Source organism: Ruminiclostridium cellobioparum DSM 1351 = ATCC 15832 (assembly GCF_000621505.1).
Taxonomy (GTDB): Bacteria; Bacillota; Clostridia; order Acetivibrionales; family DSM-1351; genus Ruminiclostridium; species Ruminiclostridium cellobioparum.
In genome coordinates this window covers 128,681-152,496 of sequence record NZ_JHYD01000015.1, presented here as the reverse complement: position 1 = coordinate 152,496, position 23,816 = coordinate 128,681, and the positions used below count along the sequence as shown (strand labels likewise).

Sequence of the window (23,816 nt, the reverse complement as noted above, 5' to 3'; positions counted from 1 at the left end):
GTTCATATAATCTAATAGCGAAAGCTTTCCAGGTAAAAAATATTGCGGTTTGAAATCACTGAATTTGCTTAAACAGTCCGCTTGATGAGAAGATACCGGTTCAGTTTTAATCTATTTAAGTTCAGGTAGTATATGGAGGCCTTTATGCATGAATTAGAAAGGGAACTGCAGGAAAATTACGATATTAGGATAAATAGTATAAGCAATTTCAGAGATATGTTTATTGCTAACACCGATAATGGCAGGAGATTGATTAAAATAACCGGTCTCAAACCCGACAGGGTCAATTTTATTGCCGAGGCAAAAGAGCATTTATTTCAAAACGGTTTTTGCAATATAGACAGAAACATATTTACAAATTCGGGGAAATCCTGTATTACCTACAATGACCAGACAATATATATGTGCAGGTATATAGAAGGCCGTGAATCCAACCTGGATAACAGGGAGGAAAGCATCAGGTGCGCCAGGCTCCTGGCTAAAATGCACAGGGCTTCAATTGGCTTCGGCTGCTCTGAAAACAGCAGTCCCAGAAATGAACTGGGAAGGTTGCCGTCCAGTTACAGAAAACGCCTGGACGAGATAAAAAAGCTCAAAAAGAATGCTGTAAAGGGAAAGATGAAGTTTGACAATCTCATGTGCAGACATGTAGATTATTTCTATGAGCTTGGAGAAAGAGCGCTGAACCTGCTGGATACTTCTGATTACTATGAACTGGTGGAGGATGCCGAAAAAAATAAAAACATATCACACCATGATTTTAATCATCATAACATCTTTGTACAAAACAATGATATGTATCTCATAAATTTTGAGTACTGCTGCTATGATTTAAAGGTTTACGATCTGGTCAACCTGCTGAGAAGAAAAATGAGAAAATGCCAATGGGACATTGACGAAGCGGCGTTGATAATTAATGAATACAGTAAAATCGAATCACTTTCTGAAAGCGAGCTGGACCTGATGAAATTAATGCTCATGTTCCCGCAGAAGTTCTGGAGGGTCATAAATAAGTATTATAACAGCCGGAAAAGCTGGTCGGAGCAAAATTACATAAGCAGGCTGGAAGAGGTTATTGATGAGGTAAAATATCTAAAGGAGTTCCTGGAGAAGTTCAGCGCACTTTGACTCATAAATAATTTATACCGGATAACAAGACAGAGGGAGCTCCCAGATGCAGGCTCCCTCTTTAATTACGTCCTTATATTGAAGCAATATATTTTAGCAATTTAAAACAACCCGGTAATGACACCATTTTCGTCAATATCAATCTTTTCTGCCGCAGGTGCTTTTGGAAGTCCCGGCATTGTCATAATATCACCTGTGAGAGCAACAATAAAGCCGGCACCGGCTGAAACCCTCACTTCCCGGACTGTTACGTCAAAGCCGGCGGGCCTGCCCAGCAGTGCAGGATTGTCGGATAGTGAATATTGCGTTTTTGCCATACATATGGGCATTTTGTCCAGGCCCATTTCTTCAATTTTTGCAATTGACTTTTCTGCGGCCGCAGTGTAGATTGCCGTATTGCCTCCATATATTTTTGTTACTATTGCCTTGATCTTTTCCTTTATGGGAAGAGCGTCGTCATATATCGGGGCAAAGTTGGCTTCTGCGGTGTCAGTCAGCTCGACCAGCTTTTCGGCAAGTTCCACACCGCCGTCACCGCCCCTCAGGAATACATCGGAGAAGGCAACCCTGACACCAAGAGCTGTACATCTGTCACGTACCAGCTGTATTTCAGCATCGGTATCGGTGTCAAAATGGTTTATTGCTACAAGAACAGGTACGCCGAATTGACGGAGGTTTTCTATATGCTTCTCTACGTTGGCAAAACCCAGAGATAGAGCCGGAATATTTTCAGCCTTAAGATTTTCCTTCTTTATGCCTCCATTGTATTTAAGGGCCCTTATGGTGGCAACCAGGACAACTGCGGCAGGTTTCAGTCCTGCAAAGCGGCACTTGATATCAAAGAACTTTTCGGCTCCCAGATCGGCACCAAAGCCGGCCTCGGTTATAACATAATCAGCCAGCTTCAAGGCAAGCTTTGTGGCTGTAACGCTGTTACAGCCATGGGCGATGTTGGCGAAAGGTCCTCCGTGCATTATGGCAGGAGTGCCCTCAAGAGTCTGCACCAGATTTGGCTTTATGGCGTCCTTGAGTAAAAGCGTCATAGCGCCGTCAACTTTGAGATCCCGGGCAGTGACAGGCTGACCGTCGTAATTGTAGCCGATAATGATCCTTCCCAGGCGCTTCTTCAGGTCGGTTATGTCGGACGCCAGACAGAGGATGGCCATAATTTCGGAGGCAACAGTGATGTTGAAGCCGTCCTCTCTGGGAATGCCGTTCATTTTGCCTCCAAGACCCACGATAACGTTTCTTAAAGCCCTGTCATTCATGTCCATGCAGCGTTTCCATACAATCTGCCTGGAGTCAATATTCAAAGTGTTACCCTGCTGCAAATGGTTGTCAATGGCAGCTGATAAAAGGTTGTTTGCGGCAGTTATGGCGTGCATATCACCTGTAAAGTGAAGATTTATATCCTCCATGGGAACGACCTGCGCATAGCCGCCTCCTGCCGCTCCACCCTTAATGCCCATTACGGGACCCAGGGATGGCTCTCTCAGTGCAATAACCGCATTCTTTCCAATTTTGGCCATGGCCTGTCCAAGTCCGACAGTGGTTGTAGTTTTTCCTTCTCCCGCAGGAGTCGGATTTATGGCTGTCACAAGCACTAATTTGCCGTCTTTGTTGTTTTTGACCTTGTTCCATAAGCCTTCGGAAAGTTTGGCCTTATAATTTCCGTAATATTCAATGTCCTCTCCGGATATTCCAAGTTTCTCGGCTATTTTTCCGATGTGGAGCATTTTACAGTTCTGGGCAATTTGAATATCTGTAAGCAATGTGTTTCTCCTTCCTGAAAGTCACTTAAAATTTATTTAAAAAATTTATGGGCAATTAAACTGGAATTGCGAAAAAATACTGTGCAATTTTGATTATACAACAACAAATACCAAAGTTCAAAAAAAATTAGGGATATGAAGAAAAACAGGCTGGGAAAGAGGTACAATGGGGTATAATAAAGAAATACAATATACTCAAAATCACCAACCCGCAAATAAACGCATAAAATATAATATAAAAAATTTTTGAATTTTTTGGTTACATACAATCATAATAATTAATTCAAAAGTTGGCATAATAAACTATGAGGGGAAGGCAATTTATGCAGCAAATTGAAATAGGTAGCCTGGTATATAGAAAGTCTTACCAGAAAGATGTTCTTTTCAAGGTATCTGATATAAGATATGTTAACGGAAAGAAAGTCATTATTTTAAAGGGTGTAGATGTCAGGTTAATTGCGGACGCAGAAGAGGAAGATCTTGATATAAAGCAATAGGACAAGAACTGGAAATACCCGATTACTTAAATTTCCAATTGAGGCTCTCTTGAAATTATTTGAGGTTTTTTGGAAATAATCAATGCTAAATTTCACCAAAACCCCTTGTTTTTGGGTAATATAGGCGGTAAAACTCAAAAAAATGCTTGACATAGATGCAATACGCTTGTATAATATAATATTTTTGACAAGCAGATTCATTTATGCTATAATTAATTAAACTGATGATGAGGTGATAGCATGATAGATCGAGGCGAACTCTTTCAGATAAAGAGGGACATTGAAGGTTGTATTGGTGAGAAGGTACAACTCAGGGCAAACAAAGGCCGCAAAAAATCTTTTATTAGAGAAGGTGTTCTTGAAAATACTTATCCAAGTATTTTTGTAGTTAAATTCGAGAACGAGTACGATAATACCAGAAGGGTTTCATATAGCTACACTGATATACTGACAAAAGCAGTTGAATTGGTTGTATATAAGGATGACAAAAAAATTCAGGTATGCTAGACTTGTTTATTTAACCTCTCTTGAGAGAGTTGACAACGCTTTCTGAGAAAACTTAATAATATAATTAAACCCTGACTTTTATATGGGTTTGCAAAAAAGGTCATTTTTATAATGACTTTTTTGTTTTCTAGTACAATATTCTGCATATTGGGTGCATAATTTGGAGTGAATTTTTTAGAGGACAATGCAGTCATCAGGGAAATTCGCCCAAAGGATGCGCCTTGAATATACAGAATATTGCATGTGGGAAACAGGGGGACTTGGTAAAAATAAGTCTCTTTTTTTACGCATATTTTTCCCGGGATACTAATATATATTACATAGCAGATTTATTGATTAGCAGGTTTTTCGCCTTGATAATTAAAGATGTATCAATTCAAATAGGGGGAGGATGGAGAAATGTCTCTGGAGTTAGTTAAAGAGGCCTTTAAGGTGAATAATTTATTAGGTGAGGATACAATTCAGACAGTTATCGAAAATGACATAATAGTACCGGATACAAAACCGGACATTGCCAGAGTGCTTCTTCTAGACGGAGATGTTTTTGTTACTGGCTGTGATGCGGGAACAGACAGAGCAGTCGCCTCGGGCTGCATTGTGTGTAAGATTCTTTATGTCTCGGACGATGAAGCTAGAAGCGTTAAAAGTATAATATCAAATATACCTTTTTCCTACACTCTTGATATACCCGGTGTCAGAGGAGGAATGAAATGCAGAACAAAAGGTATTCTGGAACATATGGATTATAATCTTCTGAATGGAAGGAAAATAAATGTAAAATCTATACTTTCCCTGAACTGCAGGGCTCAGGATGAGCTTGAAAGGGAGTATTGCTCAGGTGTGGCAGGACTGGAGGATGTCCAGGTCCTCACCGACAATGTCGTATTGAACTCGTATCTGGGCAGCAACAAGGTAAACTATGTAATCAAGGAGGATCTTGACCTGCCCTCCAGCAAACCCACCATTGGAGAGGTTCTGAGCAACGATGTAAAGATAACCGGCAAGGATTTCAAAATAGCCGACGGCAGGGTCATAGTCAAGGGAGATATAGCTATTTCCACGCTTTATGTGGCTGATGATGAGTCAAGAAGTATGCAGTACATGGAAAATGAGGTAGCCTTTACGCAGTTTGTTGACCTTGACGGCGTAGATGATGATACCCTTGTTGATGTTGACTATGATCTGGTAGATTACAAGGTTGATGCTGCAGAGGATGCGGACGGAGAGCTCAGAAGCTTAAGAGCTGAGGTTAACTTAAATATCTATGTGGAAGGTACCAGCAGAAAAGAGGCCGAGATCCTGGCAGACGCATACAGCCCAAAGCTGAGGATTTCACTGGAGAGGAGCACTATTGAACTGGACGAAATATTTGCAGAAAACAGGAGTCAGATTACAATAAGGGATCTTGTTGATTTAAATGAGTGCTCACCAGAAGTTTCGGAAATTTTCAATGTTTTATCGAAGTACAATACAGCCGATATGCGGCTTGAAGAGGATAAGGTCGTAATCGAAGGGTCGGTTCAAAACAACCTGCTTTATCTGGCTAACAGTGAAGAGCAGCCCATATTCTGCTGCAAGAAGGATATTCCCTTCAAGCATGAGATAGAGATAAAGGGGATCAACAGGGACATGAAACCGAATGTATCCCTGGAAATGGAGCATTGCAACTACAGTATGGTCTCTTCGAACCAGGTGGAGATAAGAGTGGCCATAGGTGTAAATACAAAAGTGGAGGCCAAAAAGAAGGTTCCGGTCATATTTAAAGCCAATGAAGGACAGATTGATGAGAAGAAGCTGCAGTCAATGCCCAGTGTTATAATATATATTACACAGCCCGGGGACAGTTTGTGGAAAATTGCAAAGAGATACGGAACAACTGTGGATATTTTAATGAAAATCAATAATTTCCAGGACAGGGATGTTTTGATGGTAGGCCAGCAGATTCTTGTATTGAAGAAGGCCATTTAGAAATAATTTACAATTCCATAGGAAAATATTTAAGAACTGGTGCCTGAATTTTTCAGGCATCTTTTTTTATGTGTTAAAATGTATTTAAAAGTAGTAAAATAATTTGTGTATAACTTTGAAAGTACTCCCGTTATTGATTTGTATTGAATATAAATTGTATTTTGTATATAATGTACTAAACTAATTATTAAAGGAAGAGAATAGATGATTTCATTTAAAGCACATGCAAAGATCAATTTGTCGTTGGATGTTTTGGGAAAAAGAGATGACGGATATCATACCCTTCAAATGATCATGCAGACAATACAATTACATGATACTATATCTATTCGTAAAATTCCAGCCGGAGTGGAAATAATGTGTGAAGCTCCCTATGTCCCCAACAACAGCTCAAACATTGCATACAAGGCAGCCGAAGCCATGCTTGGCAGATATGGAATCAAGGCCGGCGTAAGAGTGGAGATCAGCAAGAGTATACCTGTTGCTGCCGGCCTCGCAGGGGGGAGCACTGATGCGGCAGCGGTTCTGAAGGGTATTGATTCCCTGTTTGAGCTGGGTGCGGAACAGGCCGAACTGATGCAGCTGGGAAAGACAATCGGAGCCGATGTCCCGTATTGTATCATGGGCGGAACGGCCCTGGCCGAAGGCATCGGAGAAAAGCTCACACTCCTGCCGGCCGCAGGGAATATACCGTTGGTACTGGTAAAGCCCAGGATAGGGGTATCCACCGCCTGGGTATATAAGAACTTTAAATTGGAAAAGGTTAAGGAAAGACCAGACACGCAAATGCTTATTTCGGCTTTGGCTTCAGGAAACAAAAGAAATTTGGCCGCTAATATGAAAAACGTCCTGGAAAGTGTGACACGTGAGAAGTATCCGGTTATCGATGCCATTAAGAGTGAACTGGTAAAGCTCGGTGCTCTGGGCAGTATGATGAGCGGAAGCGGCCCCACGGTATTCGGGATATTTGAAGATGCAGACAAAGCAGAGTACGCGTTTAATAAAATAAAAAACAGTAAACATGAGTGCATATTAACTCATACAGTTTGATTAAGGAGGCAGCTATGGCAGGTAAACTATCAAAAATCAATCTAAACGATTATAAGCCCTTAAGGGAGGTTATTTTTAATTCCTTAAGGGAAGCTATCATTATTGGAGAGCTCCGTCCCGGAGAACGCTTAATGGAGGTACAGCTGGCTGAGAAAATGGGTGTCAGCAGGACTCCGGTAAGGGAGGCTATCAGAAAGCTGGAGTTGGAAGGGCTTGTTGACATGATACCGAGAAAGGGTGCCCATGTTGCAGAGCTTTCAGTCAAGGATATAATGGATGTGCTGGAAGTGCGTGCATCCCTTGATGGTCTGGCTACCGCTCTCGCGGCAGAAAGAATTACCGATGACGAGCTGAAGGAACTCAAGCATATAAATCTCCAGTTTTCCTCATATATTGAAAAGGAAAATCTTAACGGCTCAATAAAAAAAGATGCCGAGTTCCACGACATTATATACAGGGCATCCAGAAACGACAAGCTGCTTAATATCCTGAACAACCTCAGAGAGCAGGTTCAGAGATTCAGAGTCATTTATATAAAGGATTACAACAGTCCTAAAAATCTCATTAAAGAGCACAATGACATTTATGAGGCAATTTCGTCAAGGGCAATTGAGGCTTCAAGAAGCCTGGCTAAAACCCATATTCAGAATCAGGAGGAAACAATCCTGAGTTCAATTAAAATGCAAAAAAACAGGTAATAAATAACAAATGTTTAACCTTACTATTAGCAGACTTTTTTTGTTTTTTTGTATATAATTATTATAATAATAAAATAAAAAATGCAAGCTGGAAAAGGATAATATATGTGGTTCAATGAATTTTTGTCAAAATATAAATCCGGAATATCACATGAATTTTTGTTTTATTTTAATGTAAAGGATCTGATGGATAACAGCAGGAACATATTCAGATACCTGGATGATGAGTTTATAAAACAGAGAAATTTCGGGATAGTTGCTTTTTATGATATATCAAGGGGACTGACTTTTCTGGAACCTTCAATGGAACGGGAATTCAACATGATTACCGGGAATGAGGTTTCAAATCTTTTCAGGTCCATGCCGTCCAAGATATTTCCTTTTATAGATATGGCTCTCCGGAACACCAAAATGGCGCTGTTTATTGACCATGCCGAAAAAATCGTGCCGGCCGGCGATCTGGGAAGCATGACTCTCGAAGAAAGAATGGCACTCATATGGCTGTCCGAATGGTCGGTCAATCCACGGATATCCTCGGTGGGAAGCACCATATTCATGCTGGCCGACAACCTTGCGGACATCAGCAGGGAGTTTCTGAAGCCGGCCTACCGTATTGAGCCGGTATTGGTGGAGCTGCCCGGTGAAGCAGAGAGAAAAGATTATATCAGTTATCTTCTGGAGGACAAAACGGCCCACTCCGGGATCTCCCTGGAGGAATTCGCAAAGCTGTCCTCGGGACTTAACAGAAAGAGCATCAAGGATATAAAGCTTAAGGCTGAAGCCGAAGGGGTGCCCATTACCTTTGAATTCATCAAGCAGAAAAAGCACGATGTCCTGCAGAAGGAATACGGAGATGTGCTTGAATTTATATATCCCGAAATAGATTTTGATGATCTTGGCGGTATGGATGCTGCCAAGGCCTATCTGACTAAAAATATTATCGAACCCGTCAGAAGAGGCGACTCAAGGAGAGTTCCGATGGGAATACTTTTATGTGGGCCGTCGGGTACCGGTAAAACCCTGCTGGTAGAAGCTCTGGCCAAATCCAGCGGGTTTAATTGCGTGAAGATAGATATGTCCAGGATATTGGGGCAGTACGTGGGTGAAAGCGAAAAGAATTTCAAAAAGTGTTTGCTGGGTGCAAAATCCCAGGAACCTGTTATTGTTTTTGTGGATGAGATAGACACCGCTTTCAGAAGAGGAGAATCCGGGGACAGCGGCGTTAGCAGAAATATTTTCAGCGAATTTTTACAGTTCACCGGTAATACAAATAATAGGGGAAGAATTATATTCATAGCAGCCACCAACAGACCCGACCTGCTTGACGCCGCACTGAAGAGAGCGGGAAGGTTTGACAAAAAAATACCTGTGCTTCTGCCTGAACAGGAGGAGCGGGCTCAAATTTTCAAGATAGTTATTAACAAATATGGCATAGCTACAAATATTCAGGATTTCCTGCCCTTCTCAAAGCTTGCCGAAAACTATACAGGAGCAGAGATAGACACTGTGGTAAGAAAAGCTTATGAACTGGCCTGCAACAAAAAAGAGGAACACCCCGTGATAACAGGACCCATTCTGAAGGAGGCACTGAAAAAGTGCAGGCCCAGTACACAGGATATTGAATTTATGACTGAATTGGCGTTGGCTGAATGTGACGATATAGACCTGCTTCCCAAGAGGTATTGGGGAAGATTTGAAAAAGTGTCAAAACAGGCATAAATATTTATAATAATGTTAAAAGGATATTTACTTTAGCAGCTTTTTATTATAAATTTAAAGTATTGGATATTTGAAATTATAAACAAACTTATAAAAGACATTATCAAATTTTAAGGAGGAAGTGTAATGGGCTTATTTAGCAGGCTTGGACAGATGTTCAGAGGATTTTTCGGATTATTTGTCGGAGGATTGGAAGAGAGAAATCCGGAAGCATTGTTTGAAGATATTAAAAACCAGATTGACAAGGCAAGACGTGAGGCCGAGCACCAGATAATTGAAATCCAGACAAGTGCTGAAATGATAAAAATAGAAATGAAAAACGCGGAAAGAAATCTCAATGCCATAAAGGCAAGAGTGGAATCTGCTTCCAGAACCGGAGACAAGGAGCTGCTTGTGGAACTTCTCGTTCAGGAAGAGGAATATCAGACAGTATTTGAGACCCATAAGGCCACCTATGAGAATGCAATGGTTCAGGTTGAGAAAATACGTGAAGATTATAAGATATTTGAGTCTGAAATGAATGCCAAGCTTAACGAGCTTAAAACTCTCAAGTCACAGGCTAAAATGGCAAATCTCCGCGAAAACATCAATTCTGTCAATGCGCAATACACCTCTAAGAACAGCCGTGTGGGCAGTGTCAACGACAACCTTGACAGAGCCCGTGAAATAGTCAATAAAAAGACTGCAAGAGCAAATGCTGTTGAATCTCTTAATAATGACAATATTGATATGAAGCTGAAGAGACTTGATATGAATTCGGCAAGAGACAGAGCGAGAGCCAGGGCTGAGGCAATGCTAGGCGGAGATAACGGCGGTTTTGAGGTAAAGGAAAAAACCGAAAATAAGGCTTCAAATTAATAAAATAAATCAAACTTAAACTTATACATGGGGAATGGATGTTAAAATGGGAGCACTTATACGTACGGCAAACGAGACTGATTTACCTGTAATTACAGAGATATACAATTGGGCGGTTGAAAATACAACTGCCTCATTTGATATTAACCCTCAAACTGTGGAACAGAGAGCTGTTTGGTTCTCCCATTACAATCACAGGCATCCTTTGATTGTCTATGAACTGGAGGGGTGTGTTGCAGGTTATGCCTGTCTGTCCGAATTCAAGGCCAAAGAGGGGTATAAGGATACCTGCGAGTTGTCGGTATATATCCATCCTGATTATCAAAGAAGGGGTATAGGCAATGAATTAATGCGGGCGGTAATCGAGGCCGGCAGGGAAAAAAGCTTTCATGCAATAATTTCCTGCATCACTTCAGATAATGAGGTTAGCATAAAAATGCATGAAAAGTACGGCTTTGAGCTGTGCGGGCATTTAAAGGAAACAGGCTATAAATTTGGAAGATATTTGGATTGTTTATTTTATCAGTACCTGCTGTAGAGGAGACTGATAGATTTTCATTAATTTTTGCTACACTGCCATAACGGTGAAATGAGGAATGTTATGAACGGGAATTTATTTTATAGTGCAGTATTCAGATTTAGAAATATTACTACTTTGATTTTTTGGTGTGCACTTGTATTTTTGATCAGCAGTGCTCCCGATCTTCAGGGTACAAACATTAGCGGTATTGACATTAACACTCTTGCCACCGGTGCATATGGTACAGGAGCGTTGCTTTATGTTGCTCTTGTAATCCAGAGTATGTTTAGCAGCAACTTCAAGGAAGAAATGCAGCGAAAAGAGAAGAAAAGAGAAATAAACAGGCTGAACAGGGAATGTTCGAGATTGTCGTCCCAGACAAGAAACTATGCTTCTCCTATCCAAAGGCAGAAACTCAGGAAAATAATGCAGGACAAGGATGATATATTCAACTCCTTGAAAAGAGGAGACGACTACAGCTATCTCAAGGAGAAGATAGTGGAAAAGAGTCTTAATCTCGTTATCTCCTATACCAGATTAATGACGAATTATTCCATAAGAAGCAAGGAACTGTCTGAAATAAACATAAGCGATCTGATGAATAAAATAAATGCAAACCGCAGGAAGCTTAACTTTATGAAGGATGACAGAACATATGACGATGTCAAGAGCATCATTGAGATGGATGAACAGGTAATAAACAGGGTCAAGGATGAAAAAAATGAGCTTGAAAGAATCCATGCCAGGCTGGATTATATAGAGAGCATGCTAAGCATGTTCAAGCATCAAATTGTTTCAAGCATTGAATCGGAAGAGATGGTTGAAAAACTGGAAACAGCAGTTAATGAAGCTACCGCACTTGATAATGTATTACAGGAAAGAAGGCGCAATCAGATCAGAATGTAATAAACCATAATATAACGACATACTCACCTTGTATGAATCTACACAATCTGAGGGGGCTTACCCATGGAAAGTACTATCATTTATTCTTCTCCTTTTATAGAGATAACCAGGCGTTGGGATGGATTTTATCTGCAATCCTTTAAGAAAGGTTTGAATGTAGATGAATTCAATAAAATTATCGGTGCACACCCTGAAATACAAATAAATAATTTCAATGTAATAAAAGAAGCTTTGGTCCTCGCTCCGCAGCCGTCTCGCAAGTTCGCCCTATCAAAGGAAAGAATAGTTGTGGACGTATCGGGTGACGGATTAAAAGCTTTTATGACATTGAACGTAAACCGGAATGAGCTTGAGAGTCCGGAATTAATAAAAGAAATCATAGCTAAATTGAATGAAAAGGGTGTCGTCTACGGAATCAGGAAGGAGGCCCTTTTAAATTTATATATGGGAAAACCCATACTGATTGCCGAGGGTCTGCTGCCTGAACCGGGAAGGGATTCTCAGAATACATATTATCAGTTAAAAGAAGTCAAGCCCGAAATAAAAGAGGACGGTAATGTTGATCATTATGAGTTAAATTTGATCAACATGGTCCAAAAGGGAGACTGGCTCGGGGAAAAAATCCATGCAACGCCGGGCAGGGAGGGAAAGACGGTAAAGGGCACAACTCTCAAGACCATGCCGGGAAAGAATTATCCCCTGCTGTATGATAAAAAAACTGTTAAAGAAGTTGTGGAAGAAAATAAATCAACCCTTTACGCATTACGGACAGGGGCTGTTTTCTTCGAGGGAGACAGCGTAGGGGTATCAAATCATCTGGAAATAAAAGAGAATATCGGTGTTAAAACGGGCAATGTCGATTTCGACGGATACCTTACCGTAAAAGGAACGGTGGAAGACAACTACTCGGTAGCCTCTACAAAGGATATAGAAATACTGGGTGAGTACGGTGTGGGAAACGTAAAAGAAATCAGCAGCTCAGAGGGAAGTATATACATAAAAGGCGGAATAGCAGGGAGAGGAAAGACCACCATAAGGTGCAAAAAAAACCTGTATCTTAAATATATAGCCGATGCCGAGATAATTTGCGATGGGAGCGTACATGTGGGCTTTTATTGCCTGAACAGTACCATAACAGCAAAGGAAGTTATTTTGGATTCCATGAAGGGTCAAATAATCGGCGGGAATATCAATGCCCACATAAGAGTAGTTTCGGCAATTATGGGTTCCTCCAGTGAAAAAAGAACAAATGTCTGCGTTAAAGGCTTTGACAGAAATGAATATAAAAATATCCTGGATGAACTGAATAATAAAGTCGAGGTTTTAAAAGCAGAAATTAATAAATATAAACAGCAGTTATCAATATTTGTAAATCTTTATGACAATGGACAGGTACGTAAAGACCAGTTTGACAGTATAAACGAAAAATACAATTCTTTCAAGTCAGCACTCACCGAAGTAGAAGAAAATAAACGGAATATGATTAATTATTTAAAAGCCAAGGGTGAGGGTGAAATTTCAATTCTAAAAAAGGCCTTCCCAAATACAATGCTGGAAATAAGGAGAATCCAGAAAGAAATCCAGAAATCCGTACTAAGAGTGACGTATTATTACCACGAAGGAGAAATCAAAGAGCTGTAGCGACATTTTCAACTATAAAGCATAACTTAGGGGGTAAGCCATATGAGGTATCAATCAATACTGCAACGCATAGAAGATGAGAAAAAAGACGAGATCATTTCTGCAAAACTATATAGATATACGGGTTTGGTTCAGGCAATAGATTATTTTTCGCAAAAGCTTGTATTTGAGCAGATAATAGATGCTGCTTTTGATTTCATAAATGAGCTGCTTTTGGTTGACAGTTCGGCGATATTTGTTTATGAAAACGATGGGTATTATATAAAAAAAGTTAAGGGTATTGCAAAGAAAATCGGAAAAATACCTGTGACCACAGAGCTTGGAAACCTGGCAGCCTTCAATGGTAATATATTATATGAACGTGAGAAAATAATTAAATTCTTTGATCCTGAAATTATTGATGCTCTGGCGGTGAATGCCGCTGTCCCCTTGATAATTGAAGGGAATTTATACGGTTTTATATTATTTTATAACAAGAGTATAGGAGAAGACGACTTTATAATTTCGGAAGCATTAATGAGGCTCATCAATAATGCATTGGAAAATTTCAGCAGGTATGAAAAACTGGCAAGGGTAAATTCTGAATTGGATGAGAAAATTTTTAATCTTTTTGCCATAAACCAATCCTCAAAGATTCTTTTAAGCGAGCTTCGCATGGATGTTCTTTACAGCATTTCGGTAGATGTTTTTTCCGAGCTCACCCGCAGTAAGATAACCGGCTTTGTCCTTTTTGACGAAAAGTCTGAAAAGTTTGTTTTGAAGTCCTATAAGGATGTTTTTTATAAAACGAAGGATGCTCATATAAACCTGGAGCTCAGCAAAAGTGCCGGTATCGATCAGAATAAAGTCATCATAGACCTGGGAAAAGCGGAAGACCGCGAATATTTGAACGGCCTGTTTGACGGGGCCTCTGCCCAATTGGAACAGTTGGAGGCAAAATATGCGGTGCTGATTTTAAAGCAGAGCCAGCTGCTGGGATTGGTTACTTTAAGTGAAACAGTCACAGGCGGGGAATATAGCTCGGGGATATTCGAGCTGATAGAAAGTCTGGCTTCATCAACCTATACTGCATTAAGCAATGCCATGCATTTCGGGCTTGTGAACGAGCAGAAGGCGCTTATTCAAAAAAAGCTGGACAAGCTTATTTCCTTGAACAGTTTGACCAAAAATATAAGCAGTTCCATAAGGATGGAGACATTGCTGGAGACCTGCACCAAAACCCTCCAGATATCCTTTAACACTTCAAAAGGAGCTTTTTGCCTTTATAAGAAGGAAACAAACGAATTTGAAATAGCAAGTACCATCAACCTTGATAACTGCAGTAAAAAGGTTATTACTCCAAATAAGAAATGGAAGAGGATATTCGAGGGGGACACAGTTTTCGCCATGGGACAGCAGAACCTTGCGGGTTATGTTGGCGAAAGCCTGGCTGCTGAAATCGGTGAGGCCCAGGGTGTGCTGCTGATACCTGTCTACATTGATATGATGGATATTGAAATACTTGGGCTTATGGCCGTATTTAAATATGACGATATTCAGCTGGATAATGAGGAGAACATGCTGATTCTTGAAACAATAGCAGGAAGTATTGCGCCGGTTTTGAACAACCTTCTTATGATGCAGCTGCAGCAGAGATTTATGCTGCCTAATTATATTGAGATATTTAAAAGTGATTTGAAAGAGGAAATTAAGCAGGCCATTGAATACAATCTGGATTTGACAGTTGTTCAGATAATAGATGAAGAAGGTTCATTGTTTAAGAGCAGTGAGATTATTGACAGTTTGAAGGAAAGCTTCAGCAAGCTCTATCCCTTTTCCTCAAATAATATATTTATTATTGAAAATATTGATGACAGGGAACTTGAAGAGAGAATAGAAAAATATACAAAAGGCAAAAAACTCTTTATAAGGAAAATGAAGCTGGGAACGGATTTCAAAAGTTTCGCAGAATTTTTCAATTTATACAGGTAGTATAAGAGAAGGTGCAGTAAAATATGGAGGTTGGTGTGGAATTACTTATAGGCACGGACATAATTGAAATAGAAAGAATTAAGAATTTATTGGATAACGGGATAAAAGAAAAATTTTCAGCACGGGTCTTTACACCTGAAGAGGTTAAATATTGTGAAAGTAAAGGCGCTTCCAGATATCAGAGCTATGCGGCCAGGTTTGCGGGAAAGGAAGCCGTATCCAAGGCATTTGGCACAGGAATAGGGGAAAATGCGCTTTTTAATGAAATAGAAATACTCAATGACCAAAACGGCAAACCTCTTGTAATCCTTCACGGAAGGGCCAAAAAATACTATGAAGGACTGGGAGCTTCGGGTATATCAATCTCACTTTCCCATTGCCGGGAATATGCAGTTGCATATGTGACAATAACTAAATAACTATAAGTATGATATAAAAAGACTTTCCGGGTAATTGGACGGGAAGTTCTTGTTTATACCATAGGAATTTCAGAGAGGTGGTTTCACGTGAAACAAGTATCTTTCCTGCATACGGCGGATCTTCACCTTGATGCACCCTTCTCCTCCCTGGGTGATGAAGCAAAAGCCTGCAAAAGAAGAAATGAACTTGAGTCCTGTCTGTGCAGAATTATACGGAGGGTCCAGGAGGCCGGCATAAATATTCTGATAATAAGCGGGGACTTATTCGAAGATAAACATATTAAAGGTTCTACCATACTTAAAATAAAAAATTTATTTACTGAAATATATAATACCGAAATTGTCATTATCCCGGGCAATCATGACCTCCTGCGGGAAAATTCCTTTTACAGAACTACTGTATGGGGCAGTAATGTGCATATTTTGGAGGACTCGAAACAGGTATTGTATCTGGAAAAGTATAACACCTGCATTTATAATCTGGGTGTTAAAAATAATGTGAGAATGGATATGGAACAAATTCCGGGGATGGTAATTGCAAGGGAAAGGTTCAATATCCTGCTATTGCATGGTACGGTTGATATTCCTTTTGAAGAGGATAATTATAACTCCATAACATCAAAGGAATTATTCTCACTTAATATGGACTATATTGCCCTGGGGCACATGCACTGCTACAGTGAATACAAAAATGAAAGCACCGTAATGGTTAACCCCGGAAGTCCGGAACCTTTGGGCTTTGACGAGGAAGGTGAACATGGATATGTGCAGGGGCTTTTAAGTATTTCAGAAGACTGTGAAAAGCAGTGTGAAATAAGGTTTATAAAGGATGCCGCAAGGCACTATCATAACATTGATGTAAATATCAGCGGCTGCTCCGACGATTGGGAGGTTATTGAAAAGATCTGTCCAGAGGGACAAATGGACAGCGTGGATCAATTCAGCTTCAGGGAAACTGATTTTTATAAAATAACGCTTACAGGATTCATCAGCAAAAATTATTCCCCTGATCTTGGGTATATCCAGGAAACCTTAAACGGCAGGTGCTTTTATATTAAGCTGAGAAATCAGACCTCGGCCAAATTTGAATATGAGTGTTACCTGGAAGACCCGGGTATAAAGGGAGAGTTTGTCCGCAGAATTCTGGACCTGCAGGAGGGTGAAGGATCACCGGAGAAAAGGGCTACACTTTTCCTGGCCATGCAGTATGGGCTGCAGGCCTTGGAAAATGAAAGGGTCGACTAATGAAAATCAGAAAACTTTATATACGCGGATTTGGAAAAATAGAAGAATTCGAGCTTGAACTGTCAAAAAATATAAATGTAATTTACGGTCCTAACGAAAGCGGTAAATCAACAATTATGGCGTTCATAAAAGCCGTTCTGTTCGGATTGAAGGGCGGCAGGGCCGACAGGGAGGGAACAGCGGCCGAACTCAGGAGATACCGGCCCTGGAGCAATTCCTCCTATGGAGGGTATATTGGCTTTGAAATGGATACCCCTGCGGCCTACAGGCTGGACAGGGATTTTGATAAAAGCAGCGTGAAACTTTACGACCAGGATTTCAATGATATAACAGGTCTTTTTTCAGCTGCCAGGGATGGCAGGGGGATTGCCGAGAAGCTGCTGGGCATAAATGAGGGCTTGTTCGAAAGAACGGTATATATACGGCAGCTGGGAACAAAAATTGATACGGCATCGTCCAAAGAATTGATTGACAGGATATCAAATATTTGTCAGAGCGGTTATGAAGATATATCATATAAAAAGGCTCATACGGCGCTGAAGGAGGCCCTGAAATCACAGGTCGGCACCGAAAGGAGCTTTACCCGGCCGCTGGACATGATAAACAGGCGGTTAAGCGAACTCTGCCTGATGCAAAAGAAGCTCAGGGAGGAAGAGGAAAGCCAGACAGCTGCCCAGCGTGAATTGAAACACATGGCTTCGGAAATAGCTGTTCTTGCCGGAATAGAAAGACTTTTTACACTGGCGGGGGAATTCCTGGATGCAAGGGAAAGACTTGGTCTGCAGGAGAGAAAGGCCGAGGAAATACGGTTTCTGAATGACGGAACAGGGCTTCTGCGGAAAAATATTACCAGGCTAACAGGAGACGCAGCAGCGCTGGAGCAGGAAGTTGTAAAAACCACCCGTGAGGAGAGCAGGCTTGAGGAGGATTTGGAGAGGTTGAACCGGACCGTTTCCCAAGAGGATTTAAAAAGCCTTGGAAAACGGGTGAAGGTTTTTAGTATTGCCGGAATCCTCACACTGGCAGCTGCAATAGGCTGTGCTCTGGGGTCTTTCGTATTTGAACTGCTGCCCCTGTATTTTACGGCAATACCGTCTCTGGCTTTCATCACTGCCGGTGTTTTCAGGGCTGTACAAGGGAAAAGGTTAAAGAAGCTGGAGAGAGAACAGCAGGAGCTGGCCGGCAGGGAGAGGCTGCTTGTGCAGCAGCTTGAAAATATCAAAAAAGTCAGGTCTTCAGCATCAAATCAACTTGCAGGTCTGTCGGAACGTCTTGCAATTGAAAAATTGCAGTATGAGCAGCAGATCAAAAGGCTGGAGAGTATTGAACCGGCTCTTAGGCAGCAGGAGCTGGAACAATTGGAAAGCAGGGTTGACACATTGTCCATGGAAATAATCCGGCTGCTGGAGACTTTGAACGCTGACGGCACCTTGCCCGGGGGTGAGGCCATTCTGGCAGAAAATATACTTGAGAATCCGGATGAGGGCCGGCTAAGGGAATTGAACAGGCTACAGGAATTTTATGCCGGACAGCTCCAGCAAAAACGGATTGAAAAGGCGGCGCTTGAACTTCAAGTAAAAAACCTTAGCAGCACCGCGGATACCGAAGCTGTCGAGCAGGAAATTTACAGGCTGACACAGCAGAAAAAAGCACTGGAGCAAAGAGGAGAGGCTTTGCAGCTCGCAATGACAACGCTTGAAGCAGCAGCACGGGAGGTACGGAAGAAGTTCCTTCCCATAATGAACAAGGCTTTCAGCAGTACATTTTCAGGTTTGACCTCCCGGAAATATACCGAAACAAAAGCCGGAGACAACCTGAATATAATGCTGAGCGATCCGGGGAGTGAAACCCTGGTGCCTGTACCGGTGTTGAGCAACGGTACGGCTGATCAGCTTTACCTTGCACTGAGGGTTGCAATATCTGAAACCGTATTGAAGAACAAAGAACAGCTTCCCTTGATTCTGGATGAACCCTTTGCACAGTATGATGATATCAGAACAGAAAATGCATTGAGACTTATAAATGAACTGGGCAGGAAACAGCAGGTTCTGATATTTACCTGCAAGCAGCGGGAGGTTGAAATGATAAGTGAATTAACCGGGGGAAATGCATGTAAAATCTGTTCATTGACATAGCGTTAAAATCTAAATATAGTAAGACTATTAAAATGTATTTTTATGAGGCAATATGATGAAACAACGAATTACAAGACTGATTTTAATATTTATAATCTTTATGCTTACGCTGACAGGCTGCGGCAGCAGAGAGATACCCGTAACAAGGAATGAGCAGCTTTTAAGCGGGATAACTCCTGAAAATGCGGCAGTAGTTACCGAAGCCGTGGTGGATATGTTCGATAAACCGGACATACTCGGTATCCGGCTGACACAGGTGCTGTACAACCAGGTCGTAAAGGTTGTCCGGGAAGAGAATTCCTGGACCAATATAAAATTACTGGATGGCAGCTCAGGCTGGGTTAAGAGTAAATATATAAGCAGTAATACCGGGAGTGTAACTGACGGCGGAATTAAAAATAAAATAATCGTTACGGCTAAAAACATAGATATTTTTACCGGTGCAAACAATGCGGTAAATTTTAAGAAGGTTGTGCTTGGGACCGAACTGTATTCCACAGGAAAGACAAAAACCGGATATGATGTCCTGCTTCCCGATAATAAGAAAGGCTGGGTAGAGGAAGGCGGAGTAATAGCAGTTCCCATAGAGGATAATGTCATTCCCAAAACAAGCAAGGATGAATTTATTCAAACCATAAAAAAATTTGAAGGTACAATATTTATTATGGGAGGCATAAGCAGGTGGGGAATGGACTCCTCCGGCCTCGCATATATATGCAGCAGGATAAATGGTGTTGACATACCAAGAGATATGGTCAAAATGAGTAAAACAGGAACCCAGGTGACACTCGAAAATATTCAGCCGGGAGATCTTATATTTTTCAGCACAGACAGCCTGAAGAAAGATATTTATGATGTCGGTGTTTACCTGGGAGATAATAAGTTCGTACATTCCAGCGCATCGAGGGGTGTCATTAACGAGACGCTGGAGGACAGTTATTTTAAGGACAGAATATTAACCGTGAGGAGAATATTTTAGTGGTCCTGTAACACCTGAATTTGTACATTGCCGGCGGTTAAATTACCTTACCGGACAAAAGACAGCTGCTGCCGGCCGCTAAGTCACTCATCCCAGGACCAGCTTGCCAAGAAGGGTGGCAATATCGGAAGCCGAATGAGGTTTTCCCAAAAACCTGGAGTTTTCACGCATTATATTAAGAGTTACAGGGTCATTTGCAACCTGTGACAAAACACTTATAAGCTGGCCCGAGTCTTCTATCTTGTTGGCTGCACCACTTCTTATCAGGAAACTTGCATTGCCTTCCTCCTGACCGGGTATGGGAGAAATAATAAAAATCGGAAGACCCTTGACCAGAGCCTCGGAGATAGTCATACCTCCGGGCTTTGTTATTAATAGGTCGGATATATCCATAAGTTCATTAATCTTATCCGTGTAACTCAAAACAAGTACCTTTTTATTGCTCTTTCCGGCACTGAGTTCAAGCTGTGCCTTAAGTTTCTGATTTGTACCTGTTACAGCTATAATTTGAATATCTATATCACAATCCAGCAATGAGGCCATGGTATTGTCAATATTGCCAAAACCCATACCCCCTCCCATGACAAGGACAGTAAACTTATCTTCCAGTCCCAGTTCCTGTTTGAGTTTTTTCTTGTCAACCCGGGTAAGGAACTTGGGTGACACAGGAATACCATACGGAAAAATAATGTTTCCGGGAATGCCTCTTTGCATCATCTCCGATTTCATCAAATCATTGGCCACGACAAAAGCATCCATACCGCTGTCCAGCCAGAGAGAGTGAACCACATAGTCGGTGAGAATGGCAACGGTAGGGATTTTTATTTTGTTTTTCTCCTTTAAGGAGGACAGCATCTGCATGGGAAAAGGGTGCGTACACACAACCGCAGAAGGTCCATAATCATTTATAAGGCTATTGAGCTTAAAGGATAATAGCTTATTCAGTGCTTTGCTGATATCGTAAATACCGGTGCCCGTACCTGACGCGGTGTATAATCTGCTGTACAGCCCCGGACTTCTTTTAAGGGCACCAAGGTAGCTGCTGACAACAATTTTATCTACGATCGGATTTATATATTTAAGCGTATCCAGAATATCGACTGACCAACCTGCAAACTGCCTTTCAATTGATTCCTTCAACGCTTCGGCAGCCTTCATGTGACCTGTTCCGACAGATACATACAGTATTAATACCCTCATAATGATCTCCACATAAAATAATTGAAAATAAGAAAATTTATATTCAATATAGATTTTTGACATTATGGCCGGGATTATACGTTATATGTGTAAATAAAGAAATTAACAGCCCGTAAATATGTTAGAACTTTATATTATATTACGAATATTTTAACAGCTAATAACTAAAAATAACATTGCACAATTAAAACTTCAATTACCCTGAATAATAAAAAGGGTAACAACACAATTTGAATCCGGTGTGAATTTGGAAGGAGGTACAGGTTTGAAAAAGCACATAAAATTAGTTGCTTTTTGTTTAGTCGTTGTTTTCAGTCTTACTCTTTTAGGTCAAGAATCACTGTATTTTACTGGTACCGCTTCATCTCTTAAGTTAGGTGACAAGGGTCAGGAAGTAAAGGAAATGCAGCAGGAATTAAAAAATTGGGGTTATTATAACGGCAAGGTAAATGGAAATTTTGGATATGACACTTTCACTTCAGTACTTAAATATCAAAGGAACTATGGTTTTCGTGCCAACGGAATTGCAGACAGGAATATACTGTTGTCAATGGGCCTTGGTAAAGTTGTTGAAACCGGAACAGTTAATGCCGCTTCAACCAAAGTTACCGATGAGCAGCTGCTTGCCAGGGTCATAAATGGCGAGGCCAGAGGAGAGCCCTTTGAAGGACAGGTAGCAGTGGGAGCGATAATCCTCAACAGGGTTAAGAATTCAAAATTCCCCAAGACCATGGCGGGTGTTATATATCAGCCGGGGGCTTTCACAGCTGTGTCCGACGGACAGATAAATGTAGCCATTGACCCGAAATCCACAGTGGTCAAGGCAGCCAGAGATGCTCTTGCAGGATGGGACCCAACCGACGGATGCCTGTATTACTGGAATCCTGCAACGGCTACAAGTAAATGGATATGGTCAAGAACGGTAAAGCTGAAAATAGGTAAACACTGGTTTGGAATATAAATGGAGGTGATTTGATGGAACAGAATGAAAATGAAAACATGGACAATAATAATGACTTATGGCAGAAAAAAAGAAGAATGTCTTGGGGAGTACCTGTAGCAATTGTTGCAGTACTGGCATTGGCAGGAGTATCCACATGGGGATACTACCAGAGCAAGCAGCTCAGCGATCTCAGGATAATGATGGACAACCAGTATAGCAGAGCTTTCCTGGATTTGAACGAGTATGTTGACAACCTTGAAGTTTTATTGGCCAAATCCATGGTTACATCCACTCCGAGAGGTACTTCCTCAATGCTGGAGGAAGTGTGGCGCCAGTCGAATTTGGCTCAGACAAATATGGGGCAGCTTCCGGTAGCACCTCCCATACTTGAAAAAACCTCCAACTTTCTAACTCAGGTGGGAGATATGGCCTATGCATATAACACAAAGACTGCAAACGGTCTGCCTTTGAGTGATGAGGAATATCAGAGCCTTAAAAAAATGCACGGCTTTGCCCTATCTTTGCAAAACAGTCTCCACGGAATAGAAGAACAGATCAATAACGGGAAGATGGCCTGGGGGAGTGCAGGAGGACCAAGGGAGCTGAAAAGCCAAAATACCAAGAATATTCAGACAACGCAGTTTGAAAATGTTGACAAGAACTTTCAGGAGTATCCTTCAATGATATACGACGGGCCTTATTCCGACCATATGATGAAGGTTAAGCCCATAGGTTTGAAGGATGAAAAAGTCAGTGCTTCCAAGGCAGAGGAAATCGTCCGTAAAATAATAGGGAATGATAAGATCCAGGGTATTTCGCGGCTTGAAGACAGCAATGAGGGAAGCATAAAAACTTACAGGTATAAGGTTAGCTACAAAAATTCCGACAATGACGGCAGTGCTGAAATTGATATAACACAACAGGGCGGACAGGTGTACTGGATGCTTAGAAACAGGAGCGTCAGTTCAGGAAAGATGTCCATGAACGCCGCTAAAAAATCCGCACAGGACTTTCTTAAGAAAAATGGGTTCGGCAGTATGACCGACACCTATTATATGAGAACTGACGGCATAGCAACAATATGTTATGCCTATGAGCAGGATGGAGTAACGGTCTACCCCGATCTTGTCAAGGTGAAGGTGGCCCTTGATAACGGTGAAGTGCTGGGAGTTGAATCAAAAGGTTATTTGTATAACCACAAGACACGGGATATTCCTCAAACGCAGCTTACTGTTGATCAGGCGAGAAGCAAGATAAATAAAAATCTGAAAATCGAGAAGGAAGGCAAAGCAATAATTCCCACAGATTTTAAAACGGAAAAATACTGTTACGAATTTATAGGATCGCTGGATGATCAGAAATTTATATTATATATAAACGCTTTGACCGGAACCGAAGAGGATATCCTCATGCTGGTAAGTACGGATGAAGGCTCATTGACTATGTAAGTGCACACAATGGGATGCCTTAAAATGAGAGAATTGCAAATAATGAATTACAGGTAATAGTGTGCGGGGACACTTTGATAAACGGGAAGCTCAATTAAAAGTACATGTCTGAAATTGTGGCTAAAACACTTGTGGTAAGCCGTACAAACTTCAGGCATGTACTTTGTGAACTTTTAACCATAATTTTAATTATTGACGCTGCAAGGATTTAT

At 41.2% G+C, this 23,816-nt stretch carries 20 protein-coding genes; 18 read left to right on the top strand and 2 right to left on the bottom strand.

Annotated features, from left to right (window positions below; genetic code table 11):
• The first annotated feature begins 144 nt into the window (after positions 1-144).
• On the top strand, positions 145-1,128 hold the full coding sequence (locus T344_RS0108465; RefSeq protein ID WP_027628347.1) for a CotS family spore coat protein: 984 nt from the start codon (positions 145-147) through the stop codon (positions 1,126-1,128).
• A gap of 101 nt (positions 1,129-1,229) precedes the next feature.
• On the opposite strand, the gene T344_RS0108460 is transcribed toward T344_RS0108465, so the two are convergent.
• Positions 1,230-2,900, bottom strand: a complete 1,671-nt coding sequence (locus T344_RS0108460; RefSeq protein ID WP_027628346.1) for a formate--tetrahydrofolate ligase — start codon at positions 2,898-2,900, stop codon at positions 1,230-1,232.
• Between the two features lie 323 nt (positions 2,901-3,223).
• Here T344_RS0108460 and T344_RS30305 point away from each other — a divergent pair, with 323 nt between their 5' ends.
• The 15 genes from T344_RS30305 to T344_RS0108380 all read left to right on the top strand — a co-directional run bounded on the left by T344_RS30305 (position 3,224) and on the right by T344_RS0108380 (position 20,013).
• The gene (locus tag T344_RS30305; protein ID WP_004624371.1) at positions 3,224-3,397 is read left to right on the top strand and encodes a sporulation peptidase YabG; all 174 of its coding nucleotides are present in this window, start codon (positions 3,224-3,226) and stop codon (positions 3,395-3,397) included.
• Between the two features lie 240 nt (positions 3,398-3,637).
• Positions 3,638-3,904, top strand: a complete 267-nt coding sequence (locus tag T344_RS0108450; RefSeq protein WP_004624451.1) for a Veg family protein — start codon at positions 3,638-3,640, stop codon at positions 3,902-3,904.
• A gap of 399 nt (positions 3,905-4,303) precedes the next feature.
• A complete protein-coding gene (locus T344_RS0108440; protein WP_027628344.1) occupies positions 4,304-5,872 on the top strand; it encodes a DUF3794 and LysM peptidoglycan-binding domain-containing protein in 1,569 nt (522 codons plus the stop codon).
• A 207-nt stretch (positions 5,873-6,079) separates the two neighbouring features.
• Entirely contained in the window at positions 6,080-6,922 is an 843-nt protein-coding gene (gene ispE / locus T344_RS0108435) for a 4-(cytidine 5'-diphospho)-2-C-methyl-D-erythritol kinase (RefSeq protein WP_479692229.1), read from the top strand.
• A gap of 14 nt (positions 6,923-6,936) precedes the next feature.
• A complete protein-coding gene (locus tag T344_RS0108430; protein ID WP_004624376.1) occupies positions 6,937-7,620 on the top strand; it encodes a GntR family transcriptional regulator in 684 nt (227 codons plus the stop codon).
• 105 nt (positions 7,621-7,725) lie between these two features.
• Entirely contained in the window at positions 7,726-9,339 is a 1,614-nt protein-coding gene (locus T344_RS0108425) for an ATP-binding protein (RefSeq protein WP_027628342.1), read from the top strand.
• A 126-nt stretch (positions 9,340-9,465) separates the two neighbouring features.
• Positions 9,466-10,197, top strand: coding sequence for a PspA/IM30 family protein (locus tag T344_RS0108420; RefSeq protein WP_027628341.1), 732 nt, complete (start codon positions 9,466-9,468; stop codon positions 10,195-10,197).
• Positions 10,198-10,243: 46 nt separating this feature from the next.
• Complete coding sequence (locus tag T344_RS0108415) at positions 10,244-10,735, top strand: GNAT family N-acetyltransferase (RefSeq protein WP_027628340.1); 492 nt, start codon at positions 10,244-10,246, stop codon at positions 10,733-10,735.
• Positions 10,736-10,798: 63 nt separating this feature from the next.
• Positions 10,799-11,623 carry a hypothetical protein gene (locus T344_RS0108410; protein WP_004624425.1) on the top strand — a complete coding sequence of 275 codons (825 nt, stop codon included), beginning with the start codon at positions 10,799-10,801 and terminating at the stop codon, positions 11,621-11,623.
• Between the two features lie 63 nt (positions 11,624-11,686).
• A complete protein-coding gene (locus tag T344_RS0108405; RefSeq protein ID WP_027628339.1) occupies positions 11,687-13,264 on the top strand; it encodes a FapA family protein in 1,578 nt (525 codons plus the stop codon).
• A 42-nt stretch (positions 13,265-13,306) separates the two neighbouring features.
• Entirely contained in the window at positions 13,307-15,235 is a 1,929-nt protein-coding gene (locus T344_RS0108400; protein ID WP_027628338.1) for a GAF domain-containing protein, read from the top strand.
• A 35-nt stretch (positions 15,236-15,270) separates the two neighbouring features.
• Complete coding sequence (acpS, locus tag T344_RS0108395) at positions 15,271-15,654, top strand: holo-ACP synthase (protein WP_027628337.1); 384 nt, start codon at positions 15,271-15,273, stop codon at positions 15,652-15,654.
• An 87-nt stretch (positions 15,655-15,741) separates the two neighbouring features.
• Positions 15,742-16,899, top strand: coding sequence for a metallophosphoesterase family protein (locus T344_RS0108390; protein ID WP_027628336.1), 1,158 nt, complete (start codon positions 15,742-15,744; stop codon positions 16,897-16,899).
• Positions 16,899-19,034, top strand: a complete 2,136-nt coding sequence (locus T344_RS0108385; protein WP_027628335.1) for an ATP-binding protein — start codon at positions 16,899-16,901, stop codon at positions 19,032-19,034. Before T344_RS0108390 ends, T344_RS0108385 begins: the two co-directional genes overlap by 1 nt.
• Positions 19,035-19,086: 52 nt before the next feature.
• Positions 19,087-20,013: a C40 family peptidase gene (locus tag T344_RS0108380; protein ID WP_027628334.1), complete on the top strand. Its 927-nt coding sequence runs from the start codon at positions 19,087-19,089 to the stop codon at positions 20,011-20,013.
• An 87-nt stretch (positions 20,014-20,100) separates the two neighbouring features.
• On the opposite strand, the gene T344_RS0108375 is transcribed toward T344_RS0108380, so the two are convergent.
• Positions 20,101-21,213: an MGDG synthase family glycosyltransferase gene (locus T344_RS0108375; protein ID WP_027628333.1), complete on the bottom strand. Its 1,113-nt coding sequence runs from the start codon at positions 21,211-21,213 to the stop codon at positions 20,101-20,103.
• Between the two features lie 265 nt (positions 21,214-21,478).
• Between T344_RS0108375 and sleB the strand changes: the two genes are divergently transcribed.
• Together sleB and ypeB are read left to right on the top strand one after the other, a co-directional pair.
• On the top strand, positions 21,479-22,174 hold the full coding sequence (gene sleB / locus T344_RS0108370; RefSeq protein WP_027628332.1) for a spore cortex-lytic enzyme: 696 nt from the start codon (positions 21,479-21,481) through the stop codon (positions 22,172-22,174).
• Positions 22,175-22,188: 14 nt separating this feature from the next.
• A complete protein-coding gene (ypeB, locus tag T344_RS0108365) occupies positions 22,189-23,604 on the top strand; it encodes a germination protein YpeB (protein ID WP_084331160.1) in 1,416 nt (471 codons plus the stop codon).
• Positions 23,605-23,816: the final 212 nt, after the last annotated feature.

What these genes read in the sequence shown, in the direction of transcription:
- T344_RS0108465 (WP_027628347.1), top strand. Translation starts at nt 145, where the DNA reads ATGCATGAATTAGAAAGGGAACTGCAGGAAAATTACGATATTAGGATA.
- T344_RS30305 (WP_004624371.1), top strand. Translation starts at nt 3,224, where the DNA reads ATGCAGCAAATTGAAATAGGTAGCCTGGTATATAGAAAGTCTTACCAG.
- T344_RS0108450 (WP_004624451.1), top strand. Translation starts at nt 3,638, where the DNA reads ATGATAGATCGAGGCGAACTCTTTCAGATAAAGAGGGACATTGAAGGT.
- T344_RS0108440 (WP_027628344.1), top strand. Translation starts at nt 4,304, where the DNA reads ATGTCTCTGGAGTTAGTTAAAGAGGCCTTTAAGGTGAATAATTTATTA.
- T344_RS0108430 (WP_004624376.1), top strand. Translation starts at nt 6,937, where the DNA reads ATGGCAGGTAAACTATCAAAAATCAATCTAAACGATTATAAGCCCTTA.
- T344_RS0108425 (WP_027628342.1), top strand. Translation starts at nt 7,726, where the DNA reads ATGTGGTTCAATGAATTTTTGTCAAAATATAAATCCGGAATATCACAT.
- T344_RS0108420 (WP_027628341.1), top strand. Translation starts at nt 9,466, where the DNA reads ATGGGCTTATTTAGCAGGCTTGGACAGATGTTCAGAGGATTTTTCGGA.
- T344_RS0108415 (WP_027628340.1), top strand. Translation starts at nt 10,244, where the DNA reads ATGGGAGCACTTATACGTACGGCAAACGAGACTGATTTACCTGTAATT.
- T344_RS0108410 (WP_004624425.1), top strand. Translation starts at nt 10,799, where the DNA reads ATGAACGGGAATTTATTTTATAGTGCAGTATTCAGATTTAGAAATATT.
- T344_RS0108405 (WP_027628339.1), top strand. Translation starts at nt 11,687, where the DNA reads ATGGAAAGTACTATCATTTATTCTTCTCCTTTTATAGAGATAACCAGG.
- T344_RS0108400 (WP_027628338.1), top strand. Translation starts at nt 13,307, where the DNA reads ATGAGGTATCAATCAATACTGCAACGCATAGAAGATGAGAAAAAAGAC.
- T344_RS0108385 (WP_027628335.1), top strand. Translation starts at nt 16,899, where the DNA reads ATGAAAATCAGAAAACTTTATATACGCGGATTTGGAAAAATAGAAGAA.
- T344_RS0108380 (WP_027628334.1), top strand. Translation starts at nt 19,087, where the DNA reads ATGATGAAACAACGAATTACAAGACTGATTTTAATATTTATAATCTTT.
- T344_RS0108375 (WP_027628333.1), bottom strand. Translation starts at nt 21,213, where the DNA reads ATGAGGGTATTAATACTGTATGTATCTGTCGGAACAGGTCACATGAAG.
- ypeB (WP_084331160.1), top strand. Translation starts at nt 22,189, where the DNA reads ATGGAACAGAATGAAAATGAAAACATGGACAATAATAATGACTTATGG.